Annotated in this window: 16 protein-coding genes; 3 read left to right on the top strand and 13 right to left on the bottom strand. The window is 46.4% G+C overall.

All coding sequences use genetic code 11. The features are described from left to right. The first annotated feature begins 40 nt into the window (after window positions 1-40). Window positions 41-742 carry a DUF445 domain-containing protein gene (locus ACQY6Q_RS06310; protein ID WP_427979207.1) on the top strand — a complete coding sequence of 234 codons (702 nt, stop codon included), beginning with the start codon at window positions 41-43 and terminating at the stop codon, window positions 740-742. Window positions 743-759: 17 nt separating this feature from the next. On the opposite strand, the gene ACQY6Q_RS06305 is transcribed toward ACQY6Q_RS06310, so the two are convergent. The 10 genes from ACQY6Q_RS06305 to nudF form a co-directional block, all read right to left on the bottom strand. Then, on the bottom strand, window positions 760-1,506 hold the full coding sequence (locus tag ACQY6Q_RS06305; protein WP_427979205.1) for a substrate-binding periplasmic protein: 747 nt from the start codon (window positions 1,504-1,506) through the stop codon (window positions 760-762). A gap of 113 nt (window positions 1,507-1,619) precedes the next feature. After that, entirely contained in the window at window positions 1,620-1,991 is a 372-nt protein-coding gene (rraB, locus tag ACQY6Q_RS06300) for a ribonuclease E inhibitor RraB (RefSeq protein ID WP_427979202.1), read from the bottom strand. Between the two features lie 19 nt (window positions 1,992-2,010). Next, window positions 2,011-2,769: a 1-acylglycerol-3-phosphate O-acyltransferase gene (locus ACQY6Q_RS06295; RefSeq protein WP_427979200.1), complete on the bottom strand. Its 759-nt coding sequence runs from the start codon at window positions 2,767-2,769 to the stop codon at window positions 2,011-2,013. A 74-nt stretch (window positions 2,770-2,843) separates the two neighbouring features. Continuing rightward, window positions 2,844-5,135, bottom strand: coding sequence for a DNA topoisomerase IV subunit A (parC, locus tag ACQY6Q_RS06290; RefSeq protein ID WP_427979198.1), 2,292 nt, complete (start codon window positions 5,133-5,135; stop codon window positions 2,844-2,846). Window positions 5,136-5,149: 14 nt separating this feature from the next. Beyond that, window positions 5,150-7,567, bottom strand: coding sequence for a putative bifunctional diguanylate cyclase/phosphodiesterase (locus tag ACQY6Q_RS06285; RefSeq protein WP_427979196.1), 2,418 nt, complete (start codon window positions 7,565-7,567; stop codon window positions 5,150-5,152). 8 nt (window positions 7,568-7,575) lie between these two features. Beyond that, a complete protein-coding gene (gene parE, locus ACQY6Q_RS06280) occupies window positions 7,576-9,468 on the bottom strand; it encodes a DNA topoisomerase IV subunit B (protein ID WP_427979193.1) in 1,893 nt (630 codons plus the stop codon). 11 nt (window positions 9,469-9,479) lie between these two features. Then, entirely contained in the window at window positions 9,480-10,064 is a 585-nt protein-coding gene (locus ACQY6Q_RS06275) for a YqiA/YcfP family alpha/beta fold hydrolase (protein WP_427979191.1), read from the bottom strand. Further along, entirely contained in the window at window positions 10,065-10,889 is an 825-nt protein-coding gene (gene cpdA, locus ACQY6Q_RS06270; protein ID WP_427979189.1) for a 3',5'-cyclic-AMP phosphodiesterase, read from the bottom strand. Window positions 10,890-10,909: 20 nt separating this feature from the next. After that, a complete protein-coding gene (locus tag ACQY6Q_RS06265; RefSeq protein WP_427979187.1) occupies window positions 10,910-11,350 on the bottom strand; it encodes a DUF1249 domain-containing protein in 441 nt (146 codons plus the stop codon). Further along, complete coding sequence (gene nudF, locus ACQY6Q_RS06260; protein WP_427979185.1) at window positions 11,343-11,990, bottom strand: ADP-ribose diphosphatase; 648 nt, start codon at window positions 11,988-11,990, stop codon at window positions 11,343-11,345. The genes ACQY6Q_RS06265 and nudF overlap by 8 nt, the downstream gene beginning before the upstream one ends. A gap of 501 nt (window positions 11,991-12,491) precedes the next feature. Between nudF and tolC the strand changes: the two genes are divergently transcribed. After that, entirely contained in the window at window positions 12,492-13,817 is a 1,326-nt protein-coding gene (gene tolC, locus ACQY6Q_RS06255; protein ID WP_427979182.1) for an outer membrane channel protein TolC, read from the top strand. Between the two features lie 63 nt (window positions 13,818-13,880). Here tolC and hldE read toward each other — a convergent pair whose 3' ends face one another. Further along, window positions 13,881-15,314, bottom strand: a complete 1,434-nt coding sequence (gene hldE / locus ACQY6Q_RS06250) for a bifunctional D-glycero-beta-D-manno-heptose-7-phosphate kinase/D-glycero-beta-D-manno-heptose 1-phosphate adenylyltransferase HldE (protein WP_427979179.1) — start codon at window positions 15,312-15,314, stop codon at window positions 13,881-13,883. Between the two features lie 117 nt (window positions 15,315-15,431). Between hldE and lpxL the strand changes: the two genes are divergently transcribed. Further along, entirely contained in the window at window positions 15,432-16,358 is a 927-nt protein-coding gene (lpxL, locus tag ACQY6Q_RS06245; protein WP_427979177.1) for an LpxL/LpxP family Kdo(2)-lipid IV(A) lauroyl/palmitoleoyl acyltransferase, read from the top strand. An 81-nt stretch (window positions 16,359-16,439) separates the two neighbouring features. Here the strand turns inward: lpxL and ACQY6Q_RS06240 are convergent, their stop codons facing one another. Continuing rightward, the gene (locus ACQY6Q_RS06240) at window positions 16,440-17,942 is read right to left on the bottom strand and encodes a peptide MFS transporter (protein ID WP_427979174.1); all 1,503 of its coding nucleotides are present in this window, start codon (window positions 17,940-17,942) and stop codon (window positions 16,440-16,442) included. Window positions 17,943-18,262: 320 nt separating this feature from the next. Next, entirely contained in the window at window positions 18,263-21,127 is a 2,865-nt protein-coding gene (gene glnE, locus ACQY6Q_RS06235) for a bifunctional [glutamate--ammonia ligase]-adenylyl-L-tyrosine phosphorylase/[glutamate--ammonia-ligase] adenylyltransferase (RefSeq protein WP_427979172.1), read from the bottom strand. Window positions 21,128-21,176: the final 49 nt, after the last annotated feature.

Here is a 21,176-nt window from a genome sequence, read left to right as displayed (position 1 = left end):
TCCTCCACTGGGGGACTTTTTTGTTTGTGGAAATGAAAATATGAATAAAAGTTTAGTCACCAACCTCATCGCCCTAGCTCTGGTAGGCTATGGCTACTTTGCTGAGCAAAGCTTGGTCTTTTCGATCGGCTTGTTCGCTCTCTCCGGCGCGGCAACCAATTGGATAGCCATTCATATGCTATTTGAAAAGGTTCCCGGCTTATACGGCTCAGGCGTGATTGCGGCACGCTTTGATGACTTTAGACAGGGTATTAAACAACTGATGTTGACCCAGTTTTTCACCGCCGAAAACATCGACCGTTTTCTTTCCGATGCCAGTGGTAAAGCGGTACAACTGGATTTGCGTCCGGTCATCGATAAAACCGACTTCAGCCCGGCCTATCACGCTCTGGTTGAGACCATCGAGAACTCATCTTTTGGCGGCATGTTAGCCATGTTTGGAGGTAAGGAAGCGCTTACCCCCTTAGAACAGCCCTTTGTTGAAAAGCTAAAAAACGCAGTGATTGAAATCAGCCAAGATGAACAGTTTAGTGAAGCGCTGCGCGAAGAGTTGGAACAACCTGAGCACCTAGGGGATGTACAGCAAAAAATCACCGTAATTATCGAGCAGCGCCTGGCTGAATTAACCCCACAATTAGTTAAGCAAATTATTCAGCAAATGATCCGCCAACATCTAGGGTGGTTAGTCATTTGGGGTGGCGTATTTGGCGGCCTATTTGGCCTGGTCAATGGCTTGCTATAAAACCCCATAGAAGCGTGTTAATCACGCTTCTTAATTTGATATTTGGTAAATAATGCGGCTAATTCTCCACCGTCAATAATCGCCTTTAAGGCACTAGACAGCTCTTCCATACGCCCAGCTAATGGGGATTGTTTAGATACTGCAAGGTAGACTGGGCGCTCGGTACTATGCACGTACTCGGCATGGTTAAAATACAGGAACAAACCAGCACGCTGTAAATAGGCATCTCCTTCCGCGCAGGACATCAGCACCGTATCAACCCGACCACCACGCAATAAGCGAAATAAAGCTTGGTCATCAATCGCATAATGCTTATCCACACGCAGATCGTCATCAAACGGACTAAAATACACAACGTCACTCTGTACCCCTACCTTAAGGGCATAAAGGTCCTGATAATCGGTCAACTTAACAGAATGGTTTTTATTTAGATAAAAACAGTGGTGTTGTTGGGTTCGATATGGCGGCTCAACAAAAATCATGTAACGTTCACGCTCGGCATTACGGTATAAGCCCGTCATGACGTCGCTTTCACCAAGTTGCATGTGTTTAAGACAGCGCTTCCAACCGCAATTTTTAGTTTCCAGCGTCAAATTTAGCCGCGCACCCAATTGCTCCAGCAAATCTATCTCTAAGCCGTATAAACTACCATCGGCTCGTTCCATACGCCAAGGCGGCCAATGGGCATTAGCCGTTTTCAAACTGGTTTGCGCAAGCACGCTACCACAGCAAACACTAAGCAAAAAAAATAAGACTGTTTTCACCGCCACTCCTATAGCGATTGTTCTCTCGTCATTGTAGTAAAAAACGACGCTAAAGCGTCGTTTAATTTGTTATTTCACAACCAATTGATGACTAATTTATAACTAGTTGATAACTAATTGTTAGACTCTTCGCCTGACTCAAAATAAGTACCCCAGCCATCATAGATAACCTGATGTTTATCAGCAATTTTAGCCAAGGTTTCAATGTCTCGCTTGATACCATCGGCAGCTAAAGGCGCTTCAACGATGACATCGAAACACCACAACTGGGTTCCATCTTCTAATTCAGCTTCTTCGGCATCACTCACTTCAAAACCAGCCTTAAATACATCCACCGCCGCCTTTTCCAATACTTTGAAGTCTTGGCTAGCCAGATGATGCTCAATGGTGTATTCCGCATCGGGATCACTACCGTCGGCTAGTAACTCTTGAATGATAAAATCTGTTTCTTCCTGCCAATCGGCAATGACTTGTTGAAGGCTCATAGTCTTTTCCAAGATTCAGTTAATGTTTGTTTGCTTGTTGCTGATGCACACTTTGGTAATCCGCGGCTTCGCCGCGTGCTTCCATGGTTAGCTCATAGATGCGTTGTTCCATAGTATCGTGTAAGTGGCGAATTTCAGTACGTAAATTGTCTTTCCACAAACCAACGTCAATCGGTTTTCCTACCTCCACAATTACCTTACCGTTTTTCCAACGATTCAGCTTAATTTGCCCATGTGTAGAAGAACAGCAAATAGGAAGTACCGGCACCTTAGCTTGCATGGCTAAGTGAAAAGCCCCGGTTTTAAAAGCCTGTAGGCCACGGCCGTAACTACGCGTCCCTTCGGGGAACATCCACACCGACAAGTGGCGTTGGTCTATCGCTGAAGCCGCCTGTTTAATGGTATCGGCCGCCTTATTACGGCGATCTCGGTCAATCAGAATATTGCCGGTAATCCAATAAATCTGCCCAAAAAAAGGAATTTTAGCCAAACTTTTCTTGCCGATAGACACCACTCCTTTGCGCAATGCAAAGGGTAAGGTAAACATGTCGTAGCTATTTTGGTGATTAGCAATCCAAACCGCTTTATCCGGCAAGTTTTGACTTTGATGACGAACTTCGACATCGATACCCACAAAGTAACCACATTTAGCAATCAGCACACCAATTTGGTGTACCAAGTCTGGATGACGTGGTCTGGTCAAACAATATAGGATCACAAATGGAAATGCGCTCAGCATCAACACAGTGATAAACACAATTCGAATTACGGCTAACATGTCACCCCCAATAAATGAGCACGCAGTATACGCGCTGTCAATTAGGTGAACAAGTGTAAGCCGAAAAACTTAAACTAAGCTTCATCTGGCTGAATATCATCATTGGCATCATTGAGCGTTTCCACTTCAACCGCATCTACTCTTTGCAAGCCGCGTGGTAATTTATTGCCGCGCCGTCCTCGCTCACCACGATAATGATCTAAGTCACTCGGCTTCAAGGTGAGTTTACGCTTACCCGCATACAGGGTAACGGCAGCATCGGCTGGCACCACATTCAACAAGGTGACGTACTCCTCACGATTTTTCACTCGTGCGCTAGGAATACTAATCAACTTATTCCCTTTACCCTTAGCCAACTCTGGCAAGCTAGTAAGAGGAAAGACCAACATTCGCCCTTCGTTGGATATCGCCAAACAACTATCACTTTGGTAATCGTTCACCTTAATCGGTGCCAATACCTTACTGCCAGCGGGCAAGTTCAAATAGGCTTTACCGTTTTTGTTCTTGCTCAGCATATCGGCATATTTACCGATGAAGCCATAACCCGCATCTGATGCAATTAAGTAACGCTGTTCATCGTCGTTCATCACCACATGGGCAAACATCTCGCCAGGAGCAGGATTAAAGCGCCCAGTCAGAGGCTCTCCCTGACTACGCGCCGACGGCAGGGTGTGCGAGTCTAGCGAGTAGCTGCGCCCTGCGGTATCAATAAACACAGCCTGCTGATTACTGCGGCCATTAGCGCTGGCTAAGAACTTATCCCCCGCCTTGTAGCTTAAGCCTTGAGCATCAACATCATGGCCTTTAGCCGCACGCGCCCAGCCTTTCTCCGATAACACCACGGTGATGGCTTCATTAGGCATTAGCTCTTTTTCACTCAAGGCTTTCGCTTCTGAACGCTCAACCAAAGGTGAACGGCGCTCATCACCATACTTTTCAGCATCGGCTAGTAGCTCTTTCTTAAGCAAGGTGTTCATGCGTCGCTCACTACCTAATAGCTTTTCGAGTTTATCTCTTTCCTCGGCTAATTCGGCTTGCTCGCCACGGATCTTAATTTCTTCGAGCTTGGCTAACTGGCGTAACTTGATTTCAAGTATGGCTTCAGCCTGTTTATCCGATAAACCAAAACGAGCCATTAAGGCGGCTTTGGGTTCATCTTCAGTTCTTATGATTTCAATAACTTCATCGATATTGAGGAAGGCGATCAATAAACCATCCAAAATATGTAAACGGGCTAATACCTTATCTAAACGGTATTGCAAACGACGGCGCACCACATCACGACGATAACGTAGCCACTCATTCAGGATTTGCAACAAGCCCTTCACCTGAGGACGACCATCCAAACCCAGCATATTTAAGTTAACGCGGTAGTTACGCTCTAAATCGGTAGAAGCGAATAGGTGATTCATTAACTGGTCAATATCAACCCGATTTGAGCGTGGCACCACCACTATACGGGTGGGATTCTCATGGTCGGATTCATCCCGAAGATCTACCACCATCGGCAGTTTCTTTGCCTGCATTTGCGCGGCAATTTGTTCTAAAACTTTTGCCCCAGAAACTTGATGCGGCAAAGCAGTAATCACCACTTCACCCTCTTCACTATGGAAAACTGCACGCATTTTTACTGAGCCGCGTCCGGTCTCATAAATTTTTCGAATATCTCTAGCCGGAGTAATAATTTCCGCTTCAGTAGGGTAGTCTGGCCCCTTAACATAACCCAGTAAGTCTTCAAGACTAGCCTTGGGCGAATCTAATAGATGCACACAAGCGTTGGCCACTTCCCTCACATTGTGAGGAGGAATATCGGTAGCCATACCCACCGCGATGCCAGTAACGCCGTTCAGTAATATATGAGGTAAACGCGCCGGTAAAATTTTCGGTTCGCTCATGGTGCCATCAAAATTAGGTACCCAATCACAGGTTCCTTGGCCTAATTCACTTAATAAAACTTCCGAAAACTTCGACAACTTGGCTTCGGTATAGCGCATCGCTGCAAAAGATTTAGGATCGTCCGGCGCCCCCCAGTTACCTTGACCATCAACGAGGGGATAGCGATAAGAAAAGGGCTGGGCCATTAATACCATGGCTTCATAACAGGCAGAGTCGCCATGCGGGTGATACTTACCCAGTACATCCCCCACAGTACGTGCCGATTTCTTATATTTGGCATTGGCCGATAAGCCTAGCTCTGACATGGCGTAAATAATACGGCGCTGCACCGGTTTTAAGCCGTCGCCAATATGTGGCAAAGCGCGATCCATGATCACGTACATGGAATAGTTTAAATACGCCTGCTCAGTAAACTGACTCATAGGGAGACGTTCAACGCCCTCTAGACTGAGCTCATTCGCATCACTCATGCTTGAATAACCTTTTATGTTCCTTGCAAAGCCAGCACAGCTGAAGCTTTGTCAAATTGCCAGAAATAGCGTGCGCTAGCTGGTTTACCTATGTAGTAGCCTTGCGAGTAATCAACTCCCAAGCTGATCAATTCGTTGTTAAGAGCTTCTGACTCAACAAACTCTGCAATTGTTTTGTGCCCCAGTTTGTTGGCAATGCCCACCAGTGCTTGAATAAACACGCGGTCTTGATGCTGGTTAAGAATTTCTCGCACAAACGAACCATCAATTTTAAGAAAATCAAAGGGAAGCTGTTTAAGCGAGTGGAATGATGAATAACCCACACCGAAGTCATCGAGGGCAATCGCACAACCCAAGGACTTAAGTCGCAAGATGTGCTCCTCGGCCTGTTTCATATTTGGCAGGGCGGCGGTTTCGGTAATTTCAAAAATAATCATATCACCGGTAATATTGCGACTAACGAACTCGCGAGCAATCCGCGAAATTACCTTTTCACTGCAGAAGGAGCGAGCCGATAAGTTTATCGCTAAGCGATCTTTATAGCCATTACGCAGATTGGTTTCCATTTGCTGTAAGGCCTGTTGAACCACCCATAAATCAATTTTATCAATCTGGCCGTTCTTTTCGGCCGCTAAAATAAGTTGATAAGGTGAGTGTAATTGGCCCAACTCATCTCGTACTCGCAGTAATACTTCGTAGTGCTCTACTTTATTTTGGCTATTATTCATAATCGGCTGGTAGACCAATTCCAAACTGTCACGCTCAATCGCATTCTGCGCCAGGTCTAGCCAGTAGTGTTTCTTTGCCAGTTCACTGTCGGCGGTTTCAGCTTGAAAGCTCACCACGCAGTTTTTACCTTGTTCTTTGGCTTGGTTATTACAAATATCGGCTTTGGCCATCAAGTCTTCAAAGCTGTTGCCATGTTCGGGAAATGCCACAATGCCAACACACGCCGCGGCGGTATGAATAATGTTATGTCCCGGTACACTCACCTGAGCCAATATACTAATAATACGTTGCGCCACTACCTCGGCATAAACCAAACTGGTGCCTTCTAAATAAATGGCAAACTCATCACCACTGATGCGTGCAAGCAAAGTATTATTAGGCAGTAATTTCTCTAAACTAGACGAAACCTGGCGCAGCATTTCATCACCCGCCCCATGGCCACTAATGTCATTAACATATTTGAAATTGTCTAAATCAACCATTAGCAAACAGCCATGCCGTTTGTGTTCAACCTTCTGATTAACCATCCTTTCAAATTTGCGCCGATTAGGTAAATCGGTGAGGCCGTCATAGTTAGCCACCCACTCTAACTCTTCAGCACGGCTTTTAAGTTGCTGTTCTAAGGCCTCTAGTTGGTAGGAAAGACGCACCAAAGCATGGTTCAGTTCGTCGGACTCATCTTGCACCAAACGGCGTTTATTGGGCTTTAAGTTACGCCGAAATAGATTATGTGATGAGCGCGCTAACAGCGGCAGATTGTCAATGGTTCGGCGAACTCGGCGAAATGGCGGGCTGAGCGCAAATACCACTATCGCACCGGCAAAAAATAACGCCGCTATACCAAACAAAAAATTATTATAATCGGCCCGTTTTAATTGCGAAACCTGAGTGCTAATGTCATTGATCACCGCATAATACACAGGGCGACTATGGCTAGTGCTATTAACCCGAAAGGCGTGTAGTTCAAACAAGCCCAGTTGGCCGGTCATTTGCTCGACACCGTTAACAATATCTTCGGCCACCAGCTGTTTAACAATGGCTTGAATGGCCGTTTTAAAAGCCGACTCGGCATAAAGTAAACTGACGCTTTGGTCGCTATTTAGCTCAACCAGGAAGTGATGGCTACTTTGGCTGGCAGGAAACAGCTCTAATAAGCGTAATGAATCCAAACTATAGAAAATCCGATAATGTTCATTGCCATCGGCCAACTCTAAATCTGTAGCCATAATCAGCCGACAGGTTAAGGGACAGTCTAATAACCATTTTTGCTCTGGATTATCAGCAGCAGAGAGCATCCACTCCAGCGCTTTCTCACTGTGGGCGATGTAACCAAACTCGTACTTTAGGCCTTGCTGGCTATCAATCACACTGACGCTACGGATCGGCAACTCACTATTAGAATGTAAGTCCTGCCAGTAAGAATCAAAAATAGCGTCTAGTTGCTCAGTTTGTCCGGAATCTAGTTGATTAAAACGATAGGATTGAGTCTGCGTGACGCTTTGCAAACGACTACGCACATCCCGATAATAACGTTGTAATTGATATTGTTGATTCTCAATAACTTGAGAGCGTCCTTGCAGAAAAAAGCTTTTGAGATTGTCGTGATTAAAGCCGATTAAGCCCACCAGCGTGATCAGCAAAACGCCGCACAGCAGTATTAGCGCCTTACTGGTTAGGCCCAATCGAAAATCACGTATACTCATGCCATTCCCTATACTAAGTCAGAGGCCATATCACCTTTCGCTTCCAACCACTGCTTACGGTCAGAGGCGCGTTTCTTAGCCAGCAACATATCCATTAACTGCAAGGTCGCTTGTTCTTCATCCACGGTTAACTGAACTAAACGACGGGTATTTGGATCCATGGTGGTTTCACGCAACTGCAGTGGGTTCATTTCACCCAAACCTTTAAAGCGTTGCACATTCACTTTACCGCGCTTTTTCTCTGCTTCAATGCGATCCAAAATGCCCTGCTTTTCATCTTCATCGAGGGCGTAAAAGACGTCTTTTCCCACATCGATACGATATAACGGAGGCATCGCAACATAGATATGGCCATTTTCCACTAGGGTTCTGAAGTGCATCATAAATAAGGCACACAACAAGGTGGCGATGTGCAAACCATCAGAGTCGGCGTCGGCCAAAATACAAATTTTGCCGTAACGTAAACCGCTTAAGTCCTTGCTGTCTGGGTCTATACCTATCGCCACTGAAATATCATGGACTTCTTGTGAGCCTAATACTTCGCTGGCATCCACTTCCCAAGTATTCAGGATTTTTCCGCGCAGTGGCATCACCGCTTGAAACTCACGCTCCCTCGCTTGCTTGGCACTGCCACCCGCAGAGTCCCCTTCCACTAAAAACAGTTCCCCGGCCATGGGATCTTGGCTGGTACAATCGGTGAGCTTACCCGGCAGCGCAGGGCCAGAAGTCACTTTCTTACGAGCAATTTTTTTACTGGAGCGAAGCCGACGCTGGGCATTACTAATAAACAGTTCCGCCAGCAACTCGGCTTGATCGGTATGAGTATTAAGCCACAGGCTAAAAGCGTCTTTAACAATACCTGAAACAAAGGCTGCCGACTGACGCGACGATAAACGCTCTTTGGTTTGTCCGGCAAATTGTGGATCCTGCATTTTTACCGACAACACATAACAGCAGCGCTCCCAAACATCATCTGGGCTTAGCTTTAGACCTCTGGGGAGGATATTACGAAACTCGCAAAACTCACGCATCGCATCCAGCAAACCTTGGCGCAAACCATTCACATGAGTACCACCTTGCGCGGTGGGGATCAGGTTCACATAACTCTCGGTGATACTCTCACCGCCTTCGGGTAACCAACTCACGGCCCAGTCTACCGCTTCATCTTTACTAGCAAAGGTGCCGGTAAACGGATCTTCTGGCAAACTGAGGTAGTCGGAAAATGATTGGCTTAAATAATCTTTTAGCCCATCTTCGAAGTACCACTCATCACTGGTTTTGCTGATTTTATCAACAAATTTAATATTCAGACCGGGACACAATACCGCCTTAGCGCGTAATAAGTGACGTAAGCGGCTTACTGAAAATTTAGGGCTATCAAAATAGCTTGCGGTGGGCCAAAAGCGCACCCGGGTACCGGTATTACGCTTACCAACGGTGCCAGTAACGCTCAGCTCTTGCACCTTGTCACCATGTTCAAAAGCCATTTCAAAGACTTGGCTATCGCGTTTAACTTGCACCTCAACCCGAGACGACAAGGCATTCACTACCGAGATCCCCACCCCGTGTAGACCACCGGAGAACTGATAGTTGTCGTTACTAAACTTACCGCCAGCATGTAGGCGGGTAAAAATCAGTTCCACCCCACTGACTTTTTCTTCGGGGTGAATATCGGTGGGCATGCCACGGCCATCATCAACTACTTCAATAGATTGATCTTCAAATAAGGTAACCGTAATAGCTCTGGCGTAACCCGCCAAGGCTTCATCAACACTGTTATCGATAACCTCTTGAGCGAGGTGGTTGGGACGAGTGGTATCGGTATACATTCCCGGACGGCGCTTAACCGGGTCTAAACCACTTAATACTTCAATAGAGTCTGAATTATATTGATCAGCCATGATAGAAATTGTTACCTAAGTGCCAAAAAATCGAGGATGGCGGCACAGTGTTGTTCAAAACCTTGAAAACTGTGGTCACCGCCTTCTTCTATGGTGAAATTTGCTCCCTTATACTCTGTGACGGCCAAGCTAAAGTCCAGCACTTCATCGGCGGTTTGCAACATCACCCAAAGCCGCTGCTGACAGCTCAGTTCGGTGACTTCTAAATCTTTTAATTGCTGAATATGCTGTTCTTCTAAAAAGTAACGCTGCTGGGTATAAGGGTTAACTTGCTCACCCAAAAAATTTTTGAGTAAACGGTAAGGTTTTACAGCAGGGTTAACTAACACCGCTTTAGCGCCAGTTAATTGAGCAACTCGGGTCGCTAAGAAACCACCTAAAGAACTGCCTACAACGGCCAGTTTTTGTTGGCGATGTTGTTGTAACAACTGTTCAATTTGCTGCCAAGCTGCTAGAGGGTGACAAGCCAGTTGCGGGCAAACAAACTGAATTTTCGGTTCACAAGCTTGCAGGTAATCGGCCATTGCTTGGGCTTTGGCCGAATTGGGCGAACTATTAAATCCGTGTAAGTACAATAATACCGATGGGGACTCCACTCAATAACCTTTCGATTTGGGATCTGGAAGGAAGCTACGCTCTGACAGACGACGTAGGCGAGTAGCAATTCGCCCTTCAGGAGTGAGCTGCAAATAACGCCAGCCTGGTTGCTGATGATCTAAGGCAAAATTGGCGGAGAGAGGTAAAAACTGGATACAGGTACTGGGCGTAGCGATAAACGCGACCCCATCAAACTGAAACTCATAGTTTTGATGAACATGACCAAACACCACCCCTCGCACATTGGGGAAATCAGCGATAGCCTCAAAAAACTGTGCTGCATTTTTCAAATTATGCTGATCCAACCACTTACTACCTACCGGAATGGCCTGATGGTGCATGGCAATTAATACATGTTTATTGGGGTATTCGCTTAAGGCCTGTTTAAGCTCATCGATTTGCCGCTGGCTCATCATTCCATGCGGGGAACCTTCAACTTGAGTATCAAGCATTAATACTTGCCAATGTTCACTAATCAGTTGCTTGGCACCCAATACACCATGTTGCTCAAGCGTTTGCATGTTAGCCTGCATATCGTGATTCCCCGGTAACCAAACACAGGGGCGCTGCAATTGAGCAATGCTTTCGGCAAAGCGTTGATAAGAGGCCTTACTATGATCCTGAGACAAATCGCCAGTCGCAAGAATATAGTCAAACCGAATACCATCGTTTTTAATGTCGTTTAATACTGCCTGAAAACTTGCATTGGTATTGACCCCCAATAAACCGGTTTGCTCATCGGCAAACAGGTGGGTATCGGTCACTTGCAATAAATGCACGCATCCGTCTTCGGCTGTTGTTATGTTTAATTTAGTTAGTGCCACAATCTTATCTAGTTGTTCGCTTAGGCAAACTCAACTTTCATCCGCTGTTTTAAACAAAATAGCAACCAGTCGTTAAGGAACTGATTTGTTTGATGCTTTTCATCTTGGTGATGCATCTTTTTATTCGGGTAATCATAGCGTGGTTTTAGCTTATAAATCTGCTGACTAGCACACACTTCCGCCAACCGTGCGTCGTGGTATAAACGCACTAATAGCTGCGGTTGCAGGTAGTGAAAAGCTTGACTGTTAGCTTGCCTAATCTCATACAACGAGGTGTATCGAGTACGCTCTTTACTTTCTAGGAGATAATTTTCTCCCAAGTGTGGCCGCAGGATAAGCTTTTCGCCGACGTCTAAAGCGGCCGGAAAAAGCCGAGTCATCAAGCCGTAATTTGCCGCATAAAGCTGCATCAGCTTGTCTAAATTTACCCGATAAGAACTTGGCCCACCGCTACTAGCCATCACCCTCGCCGCCATTTTGCCATTGCTGCATCACTTTCTGCAAATTAAGCTGCAACCATTGAATCGCAATCACCGCAGCTGCGTTATCAATTAGGCCGTTTTGTACCCACTCGAAGGCTTGTTCCCGCTTAATCACTTTAACCAAAATATCTTCGTTCTCCTTGTCTAAACCGAAAACGCCGCCGGCTTCACTGGCATCCACTTCGCCAAGATATAAATGCACTCGCTCACTCAAGCCACCAGCTCCAGGTAAAAAGCTATTACAAGCCAGCACACGTTTCACCAACAAGCCCGCTTCTTCCTCGGCTTCGCGTACCGCCACCTCTTGCGGAGATTCGCTACTATCGAGCATGCCAGCAACAATCTCCAACAACCAAGGGCTGGCCCCAGTTTCCACGGCACCAATACGAAATTGCTCAACCAGCACCACACTATCAAGCTTTGGATCAAACAACAAAATTCCCGCAGCATGGCCCCTATCCATCATCTCGCGTTGGATCCAATCACTCCATCCGCCTCGATATAAGCGATGGCGCAGGGTATAGCGCTGCAATTTAAAAAAGCCTCGGTAAAGATCTTCTACTTGTTTAATTTCAAGATCTTGATGAGAAAACTGACTGTAAGTGGTTGTTTTTGACATTTAATTGCGTCTCCCTGACCCCAGCTGAAGGTATAATTGAGGATTGTTGTTGATCGAACAGCTAGGGCCTGTTGACCTTTCGCGGTAAATTTTTGTTCGAGATAAAAGCGTTTTAATCGCGACGAGAGGTTTGTAGCCTAGCATTCTAAGCAAAACAGCTCTCAACAAAGAGTAAAACGCTTTTAGCCGAACCCTTCGGGCAGCGTTTGTGGGGGCTTTCTACTACCTTATCGGCGTATCAGGTAGAATAACTACATTGCAAAGCCTCTGCCTTGTATAAAAACCCCCACAAACGGCTGCAAAAAACATCTCGAAAGCTCAACAGGTCCTAATAAACATAAATTAATGAATGTTCTTTACAATCTAGGTCTTACTCTAGAAATCAAGCTGGTATAGACTAGCATTAATTAGGCCGTGTTAAATTTAATACCCAGTCTACATAAAATTAATGACTCATACCGAATAACCTCGCGACACAGAAGCGACCAAAGGAAAGGCGTAATGAAGCTGAAAATAAAATCGTTAATCTTAGCTTGTGGTATTAGCCCTTTGGCTTTCCAAGCTCAAGCTGATGATCTCTTGCAAATTTATCAACTCGCTCAGGAAAAAGATCCTGTTATTTTACAAAGTAAAGCTCAAAGAGATGTAGCTTTTGAGCAAATAACAGAAAGTCGCGCTTCGTTGCTGCCGCAAATCGGCTTTTCGGCTGGCGCAAAATACACTACCACCAACAATGATAGTGTGGATAGCCTTACCAATACCAATGCTTCGGTGGGCTTAAGCCAATCAATTTATTCACAGAGCAATTGGACTAGCCTAAGCATTAGCGAAAAAAATGCCACTCGCGTTGAAGCGATTTACGGTAACGACGTGCAAAGCTTAATTGTTAGAGTAAGTGAAGCCTACTTCAACGTATTACGTGCCATCGATAATGTTCGTTTTGTTGAAGCCAACAAAACGGCAGTGGGTCGTCAGTTAGAGCAAACCAAACAACGTTTTAATGTAGGTTTAACCGCCATTACCGATGTGCATGAAGCACAAGCGGAATATGACCGAACCTTGGCCCAAGAAATTCAAGCGCGTAACAATCTATCAAACAGTTATGAAGGGCTTCGCCAATTAACCGGTTTAGAACACCGTGAACTTAACATTCTTAATACTGAGCGTTTCGAACCAAGCCCACTTAGCCAAGGTGCCAATTACTGGTTAGATACAGCCATTGATCGCAACCTACAGCTAAATGCTCAGCGCATCGGTAAAGAGATCGCTAAAGAGCAAATTGATTTAGCCCAAAGTGGTCACCTTCCCACCTTAGATTTAACCGCAGGCATTGGTTACGACAACAATCGTTACGGTAACGACCTTACCGACACGGCCCAAGGTGGCGGTTATACAGCGGGTAATATCGGCCTTGAATTTAACTGGCCCATCTACCTAGGTGGCAGCATTAATTCTCGAGTAAAACAAGCGCAGTTCAGCTACATCGCGTCTTCAGAAGCGCTAGAACAGACCTTCCGTAGCGTACAAAGCACGGTAAACTCGGTGGTGAACAACGTGAGCGCCAGTATTGGCTCAGTAAAAGCCTTCGAGCAAACAGTGATTTCATCACAAAGTGCCTTAGAAGCTACTGAAGCTGGTTTTGAAGTGGGTACCCGTACCATCGTTGACGTACAAGATGCGACGCGTAACCTCTATTCAGCCAAAAGTGATTTAGCTAACGCACGTTATGATTACATCCTTAACATGCTAGCACTGAAACAAGCGGCGGGAACGCTGAGCGAGGAAGATGTGATACTGGTTAACTCTGGTCTGATGCCTCCTCAATAAGCTTATAGCAAACCAAATAACAAAGGCGCCCTAAGGCGCCTTTGTTATTTATGATTCACTATCTTAGTCAATTTGATTTTGTCGTATTGACTTGATGATCTCAGAAGTAGAGCAACCGTCTTCAAAGTTAAGCACTCTTACTTCACCGCCGTTGGCGATCACTTCTTCACCACCAGCAATCTCTTCGGGCTTATAATCGCCACCTTTCACCAGTAAGTCTGGCAATAAGTTAGCAATTAAGCGCTGTGGTGTATCTTCACTAAAGTCCACCACCCAATCAACGGCACCCAAACCAGCCAAAACCGCCATGCGGCGATCAACACTATTTACTGGCCGGCCTTCACCTTTTAAGCGCTTCACTGACGCATCGCTATTCACGGCAACGATTAGTCTATCGCCTAAAGTACGCGCATGATTTAGATAAGAAACATGGCCAGCATGTAGAATGTCGAAACAACCGTTAGTCATCACCACTTTCTCACCACGACGTTTTGCGGCTTCCAAGGCAAGTTTCAGTTGCTGCTCACTAAGCACACCAAAACCGGTTTCTTGAGAGCCGTATACCGCATTGGCCAACTCAATAGTTGATACTGTAGACGTACCCAGTTTGCCCACTACAATACCGGCAGCCGCATTAGCAAGCGCACAAGCATCATCTAAGGATGCTCCAGCGGCCAAGGCGCTGGCTAAGGTAGAAATCACCGTATCACCGGCACCGGTTACGTCATACACTTCTTGCGCTAGGGCGGCCAAATGTAACTCTGGCTGGCCTTTACGAATGAGGGTCATGCCATGCTCGCTGCGGGTGACCAATAAGGCTTGTAAATCTAGCTGTTCAATTAAGGCCTCGCCTTTAGCAATAATCTCATCTTCGTCTTTACACTTACCCACAACCGCTTCAAATTCTGAGAAGTTGGGGGTGAGCAAGGTGGCACCGCGATACTTATCAAAGGCGCTGCCTTTCGGATCAACCAATACTGGTACGCCAGCCTCACGAGCTAGACGAATTAACTCACCCACCTGGTTTAAGGCACCTTTGTTGTAATCCGATAAAATCACCACTTGGTGTAACTTAACTTGCTGGGCAAAATTAGTGCAAAGATCTTGGCTATCCACTTCGTGGAAGTTTTCCTCAAAGTCGAGCCGAATTAGCTGCTGATGACGACTTAATACCCGCAATTTGGTAATGGTGGGAAAACCTGCATATTTACTAAATTGGCACTCAACACCCACCGCCGCTAACTTATTCTCTAATGCCACGCCGGCTTCATCTTCACCGCTCATGCCTAACAAGGTTGAGCCGGCACCTAGCGCCACCGCGTTCAAAGCTACGTTAGCGGCACCGCCGGGGCGTTCCTCAATTTGTTCAACTTTAACCACTGGAACCGGTGCTTCTGGTGAAATTCGGCCGGTGGGTCCATGCCAATAGCGGTCTAACATTACATCGCCAACTACCAGCACTTTAGCTTGGGCAAACTCAGGGAGGGTTATTCTCATTGTTCACTCTCATCGAAAATTAATTACTAACAGTTTATCATAGTTAAACTAATGGTCTGCGGCATAATCGTTGGATATACGGTAGACTTTGCACATTATTTCAGTGATAAAACAAAAATGGCGAAAAATTCAGCACCCCAACTTAATGCGGCCTCGTTTCACCCCAAAAACTGGGGAGCATGGCTGCTTATTGCATTTATGTTTAGCATTAGTTTGCTGCCCTATGCTGTACAACATTATTTAGGGCTAGCCATTGGCCGCTTAGCTAAAACCATTCTCAAATCGCGGGTACATATTGCCCGACGCAATCTGGAGATTTGTTTTCCAGAGAAAAGCGACGCGCAACGCCAAGCAATACTTGAGGGGTGTTTTAGCCACCTTGGGCATTCGGTGGTAGACACCGCCAACGCTTGGTTTTGGCCACAATGGCGCTTTGCTAAGCATTTTCAGGTAGAAGGCTTAGAACACTTAGAAAAGGCCAGACAACAGCCGGGTGGTATTTTACTCGTTAGTGCCCATTTCTGGACCTTAGAAAGCCATGCTCGCGCTTACGGCAGCTTAGACCCAGGTGTAGGCATCTACCGCCCTAACAAAAATTCGGTATATGAATACTTTCAATACCATGGGCGTACTAAAGCCAACAAATACTTGGTTGACCGTACCGACGTTCGCGGCATGATTAAGGCGCTGAGAAATGAGAATGCGGTATGGTACGCCCCAGATCATGACTACGGCACTCACGCCGCGGTATTTGTGCCTTTTTTCGCTCAAGACAAAGCCGCCACGATTACCGGTACCGCCACTTTAGCTAAAGTAAAAAATGTGCAGGTGTTACCCACTTATGCGCTGCGTAATCAAGATGGTTCTGGCTTTACCTTAGTAATAGAGCCCGCCCTAGAGAATTACCCGCTGGGTGATGATGAACAAGACGCCCTACGCATCAACCAAGTGATCGAGCAAGCCATTTTACGTGCGCCCGAGCAATACATGTGGATCCATCGTCGCTTTAAATCTCGCCCCAAAGGCGAAGCCAGCGTCTATTAGAGCGGACTCAAGCCCTACGCCGCATAGCAAAAGGCCCATCTCAGTGCTGAAATGGGCCTTTGCTTATAGGTCGTTGCCAATTTAGCTAAGCGGAGCATCCGCTAATACATCCGCCACTTCTTGCTGCGGCGCAGGCTGTTCACATGCATCGGCTTTATCTAACATCAATTTGATGATGCGCGACGAAATTAGCGCAATCACAATCATTAGCAGCGCCATAATGGTTAACAGCTGAAAGTATTCGCCATAGACGTTTTGCACTATATCTTGGCTGATTGCCTGGCCCTTTTCTAAGGCGATATTAGTGGAGAGCGCGGCTCCTACAATACCACTTAGGGCGATTGCTACTGAAAACAAACTCACCGAAAAGTTCTCGATATGATGAGGCGCAACCGAAAGGATAAAGGCCACCACCATTGAACCCACAATCACCTCGGCAATAGCTTGGAAGAAATGGATTGCAAGGAAGACTTCAGGTCGAATCGCCACATCAGCCCCTACGGTTGATACAAAATAAGTTAAAATACCAAACGCGATAGCGGTTAACACAAAGGCTACCGCCACCTTAGTAGAGGTACTCAAGTTTATTCCTTGGTTTTCTAGTGTACGAAATGACAGCGCCACAATCGGCCCACCCAGCATGCACCACAGCGGGTTCATCGCCATGGCCGCTTCTGGCTCAAGAGGAATAAAACCAAACAGCTCACCTTGTAGGGTATTTATCGCAACAATGTTCATCGAGGTCATCATTTGCCCGTAATAAACAAAGAAACAGGTCGTTAAGAAGGTCACAATGAGAATCGTGCCCATCTTGTAGCTTTCTGAACGACTCACCCGAAACATCAGCGAAATAAAGTAACCAATGGCTAATAGGCCAATCGCATAAACAATGTTTTGCCCCACATCCATATTTGAAAACATGAAGAACACTAATAGGATCATCGCTAATGAAAGTGCGGCAAATAGTCCCCAAGTTTTGATGCTTACCGCGGCTTGATCGATATTTTTACCGACTGGCTTAAACTGTTTGTGCAACACCAATAAGACTAACAAAGCCACTAAAGCCATCGCCGCAGACAGCGCAAAACCGCCACTAAAGCCAATGTATAACACCACCATGGGGAATAAATATTGGCCTAGAAATGCGCCAATATTGTTAACCGAATAGTTGATTGGATAGCCCGTTTCAAAATCTTGCTGCGAGGCAAAAGTGCGCTTGTACAAGCTAGGGTAAGAGGGAGACATTAAGCCGCGGCCATAACTGGCTAAAGCTATACCGGCCATGGCGGTAGGGACATGTAACGAAGTGGCGCCAGCAATCAATAACAAGTAACCGGCAACAAAAGCGATATAACTAATGGTTAACGAACGATAGGCACCTAATAGTTTGTCTGCGATAAAGCCACCGGCAATGGCAAATAATGGCCCGATTGCGGCGAAGGCCCCGACAACCATCATGGTATCCGCTTCACTATAATGGAGTTCTTCAAGGAAGAAACGAGTCAAGCTAACTAGCACGCCATAAAATGATAGGCCAAACAGCATCTGGCAAACCATCATCGACTTATTTAATTTATTCCACATATTTTGTTTCTCGTGATTCATTTTCGTAGTGAACTGACCGAAGAATCAGACTCATGAAGAGTGTCGTTGGCTCCAAGGGGGCGGAGCTCGGCATTGAAAACTTCAATAAGGGAATGTTACTGCTGGATTGGCTAGCGGCTAACTCGCTATTGAAGGATCAAACCCTTCAATAAAGGTTATATAAAGCTACAATTGGTGGTTAAATCATCACGTTTTGCTTATTCAAGCCAAAACGAAATAATGAAACTTAGAGGGATAGGTAGCCCGCTCGGCGCCTTAACTCGCCGAGCGGCTTACAAAGTGCTAGACCGGAGACCTAACTAACCAGCAAACAACTGCTGCCAAGTCTCGGTCACCACACTTAAATCCTGAGTAAACTCGGCTTTTTTAGCCATACGAGAGATGCCTTGCAAGCCACAGCGATGGCACTCATCGCGAATGTCTAAATAACTTTGAGTTAAACCTTGAGCCTGCTCTGGCGCTAACAAACCCAGCTTGGCGCAAGTTTCAAAGATCCGCACATTGTCAGTCCATTGACTTAACTCAGGGAAGTGCTGGGTATGTAATAACACCAAATATTGAGCAATAAACTCAATATCTACCATACCACCGGGAGACTGTTTAAGGTCTAACAGCTCGTCGGTTTCTCGGCTAAGGTGCTGCTGCATCTTGGTGCGCATCTGCTGAACTTGTTCGGCGAGCTCTTTGGCCTCGCGTGGTAGCGATAAAATTTGATGACGCACTCGAGCAAAACCTTCTGCTAGATCTGCATCACCATACACCACTCGCGCTCGCACCAAGGCTTGATGCTCCCAGGTCCAAGCCTCATTCAACTGGTAATTTTCAAAGGCTTGAATGGCCGATACTAATAAACCCGAAGCGCCAGATGGACGTAAGCGCATATCCAATTCATACAATACCCCGGAAGCGGTGCGAGTATTAAATAAATGCATAATGCGCTGCGCTAACTTCAAATAGAACTGCTTACTGTCAATTTGCTTGGCGCCATTGGTATAAGTGCTGCTATCGCTGTTATGCAAAAATACCAAATCTAAGTCTGAGCTATAACCGGTTTCAATACCGCCGATTTTTCCGTAGCCCACTACAGCAAAGCCGCGTTGCTGCTCGCTCAAATGTTCGGGGTAACCGTGCCGCTCTACCACTTGCGTCCACGCTTGCTCAACCACCGCATTAACGATGACCTCAGCCACTGCGGTTAAGTGATCACTTACTTTCATTAAGGGAAGTGCGCCAGCGATATCGGCGGCTGTAATGCGCAATTGCTGAATTTGCTTAAACTGACGCAGCGCCTCCATTTGTTGCTCCATATCATCGGGGGGAATGCGTAACATAAATTCACGCAGCTGCTGAGCATAAGAGTCGGGGCTGACCGGGTTATACAACAAACTGGGATCGAGTAGCTCGTCCAGCAAAATAGGAAAGTTAGCCAACTTCTCCGCCAACATGGCACTGCCTGCACACAAACGTAGTAACTGCTGTAAAGAGCCGGGGTTTTCTGCCAACAGCTCTAAATAGGCGGTGCGCGATAAAATCTTTTCCAGCAGTACCATTACTCGAGGCAAAACCAAGGTCGTTTGTGGATGTTCAAACAGCTGTTGCAATAAACTGGGCATCATCCGCTCTAGGGTTTGTCGCCCGCGCTGGCCAATATGGCGGTGCTCAACCGCATGCATGAAATGATACAAACTATCCACTCGGGTCTGCTGCTCTTGCTCACAACAAGCATGTTGGCTGAGCAAATTGGCCAAAGCCTCTCGGTCGGCGCCACAATGCCATAAATCCATATAGATTTGGCTGGCCGCATGCTCTTCTGGCTCTTCTTCGCCAATGGCACTTTGAAAGCAAGCATTCACTTCGGCCAAGCGCAATTGTAACTGCTGGTAAAAAGCGGGCCAGTCTGCCTGACCCATAATCCAAGCCACCCGCTGCTGATCGATGCTTTTATCAGGCAAAGTCTGAGTTTGCTGATCATCAATCTGCTGTAAAATATTCTCCACCTGACGCAAGTACAGATAATGCTGACGTAACATCGCCGTTTGGCTGGCACTTAACTCCCCATATTCGCCGAGTTGCACAAGTGCATTCAGTAAGGAGCGGGTTTGCAGCACCGGCTCTCGCCCACCGCGGATCAACTGAAAAGTTTGCACAATAAATTCAATCTCGCGGATCCCACCAGAGCCCAGTTTAATGTTATCGCGCAGCCCCTTACGACGAATTTCAGAATTGATCATCGCCTTCATCGAACGCAATGCTTGAATCGCACTAAAGTCGATGTAGCGACGGTACACATAAGGCTTGAGCATGGCTTGAATATCTTGATCAAAACGCAAGTCCTGATTAATCACCCGCGCCTTAACCATGGCATAACGTTCCCAGTCACGACCATGGTGCTGATAGTAATCTTCAAAGGCGGCGTAACTTATCGCCAGAGGCCCAGATTCGCCAAACGGGCGCAGGCGCATGTCTACTCGAAATACAAAACCATCGATGGTGGGTTGATCTATCAATTGAATCAGCCGCTGCCCCATACGAATGAAAAACTGCTGATTAGCAATACTGCGGCGGCCACCTTGGGTTTCGCCGTTTTCTGGGTAGCAAAAAATCAAATCAATATCTGAGGAAAAGTTCAGCTCACGTCCACCTAACTTACCCATGCCGATCACCACTAAGGGTTGAGCATTACCTTCGGCATCCATAGGGGTTCCAGACTCGGCACAGCAACGTTGGTATAACCATTGATTGGCGCTATCTACACAGCTGTCAGCCACCGCTGAAACCTGGGAAAAACTGTCAGTAACGGGCTGCTGTAATAACAGGTCTCGCCAAGCGATAAGTACCATTTGCTGACGACGGAACTGACGTAACACCTTCTTCGCCCCATCGTCACTAAGCTGCAGCGCCAACTGCTCGCTCAGCAGAGCTCGCATCGCCGTTTCATCCAGTGCGCTATTCAGCAAATCCTGTTGCCAGATGTCTAACAACAGCTGCGGCTGGCTAATGCAGCTACTGGCAATAAAATCACTCAGGGCAAAGGCCTGTTGGGTTTGCTGTTGCTGACTGGGGCTAAGCTGCTCTAGTAGCTGTGGATTTAACTCTATGAGTCGCTCCCATGCATGATTGGCAACACTTAAAAGTTCACTAGGTAGGGGCTGGTTAATCGCCATAATTGAGGTAACTCACATCCAAAATTTGTTTAATATCATCATGAAAAAC

This window comes from Agarivorans sp. (assembly GCF_050295395.1).
Classification (GTDB): Bacteria; Pseudomonadota; Gammaproteobacteria; order Enterobacterales; family Celerinatantimonadaceae; genus Agarivorans.
This window is presented reverse-complemented; position numbering and strand designations above follow the sequence as displayed.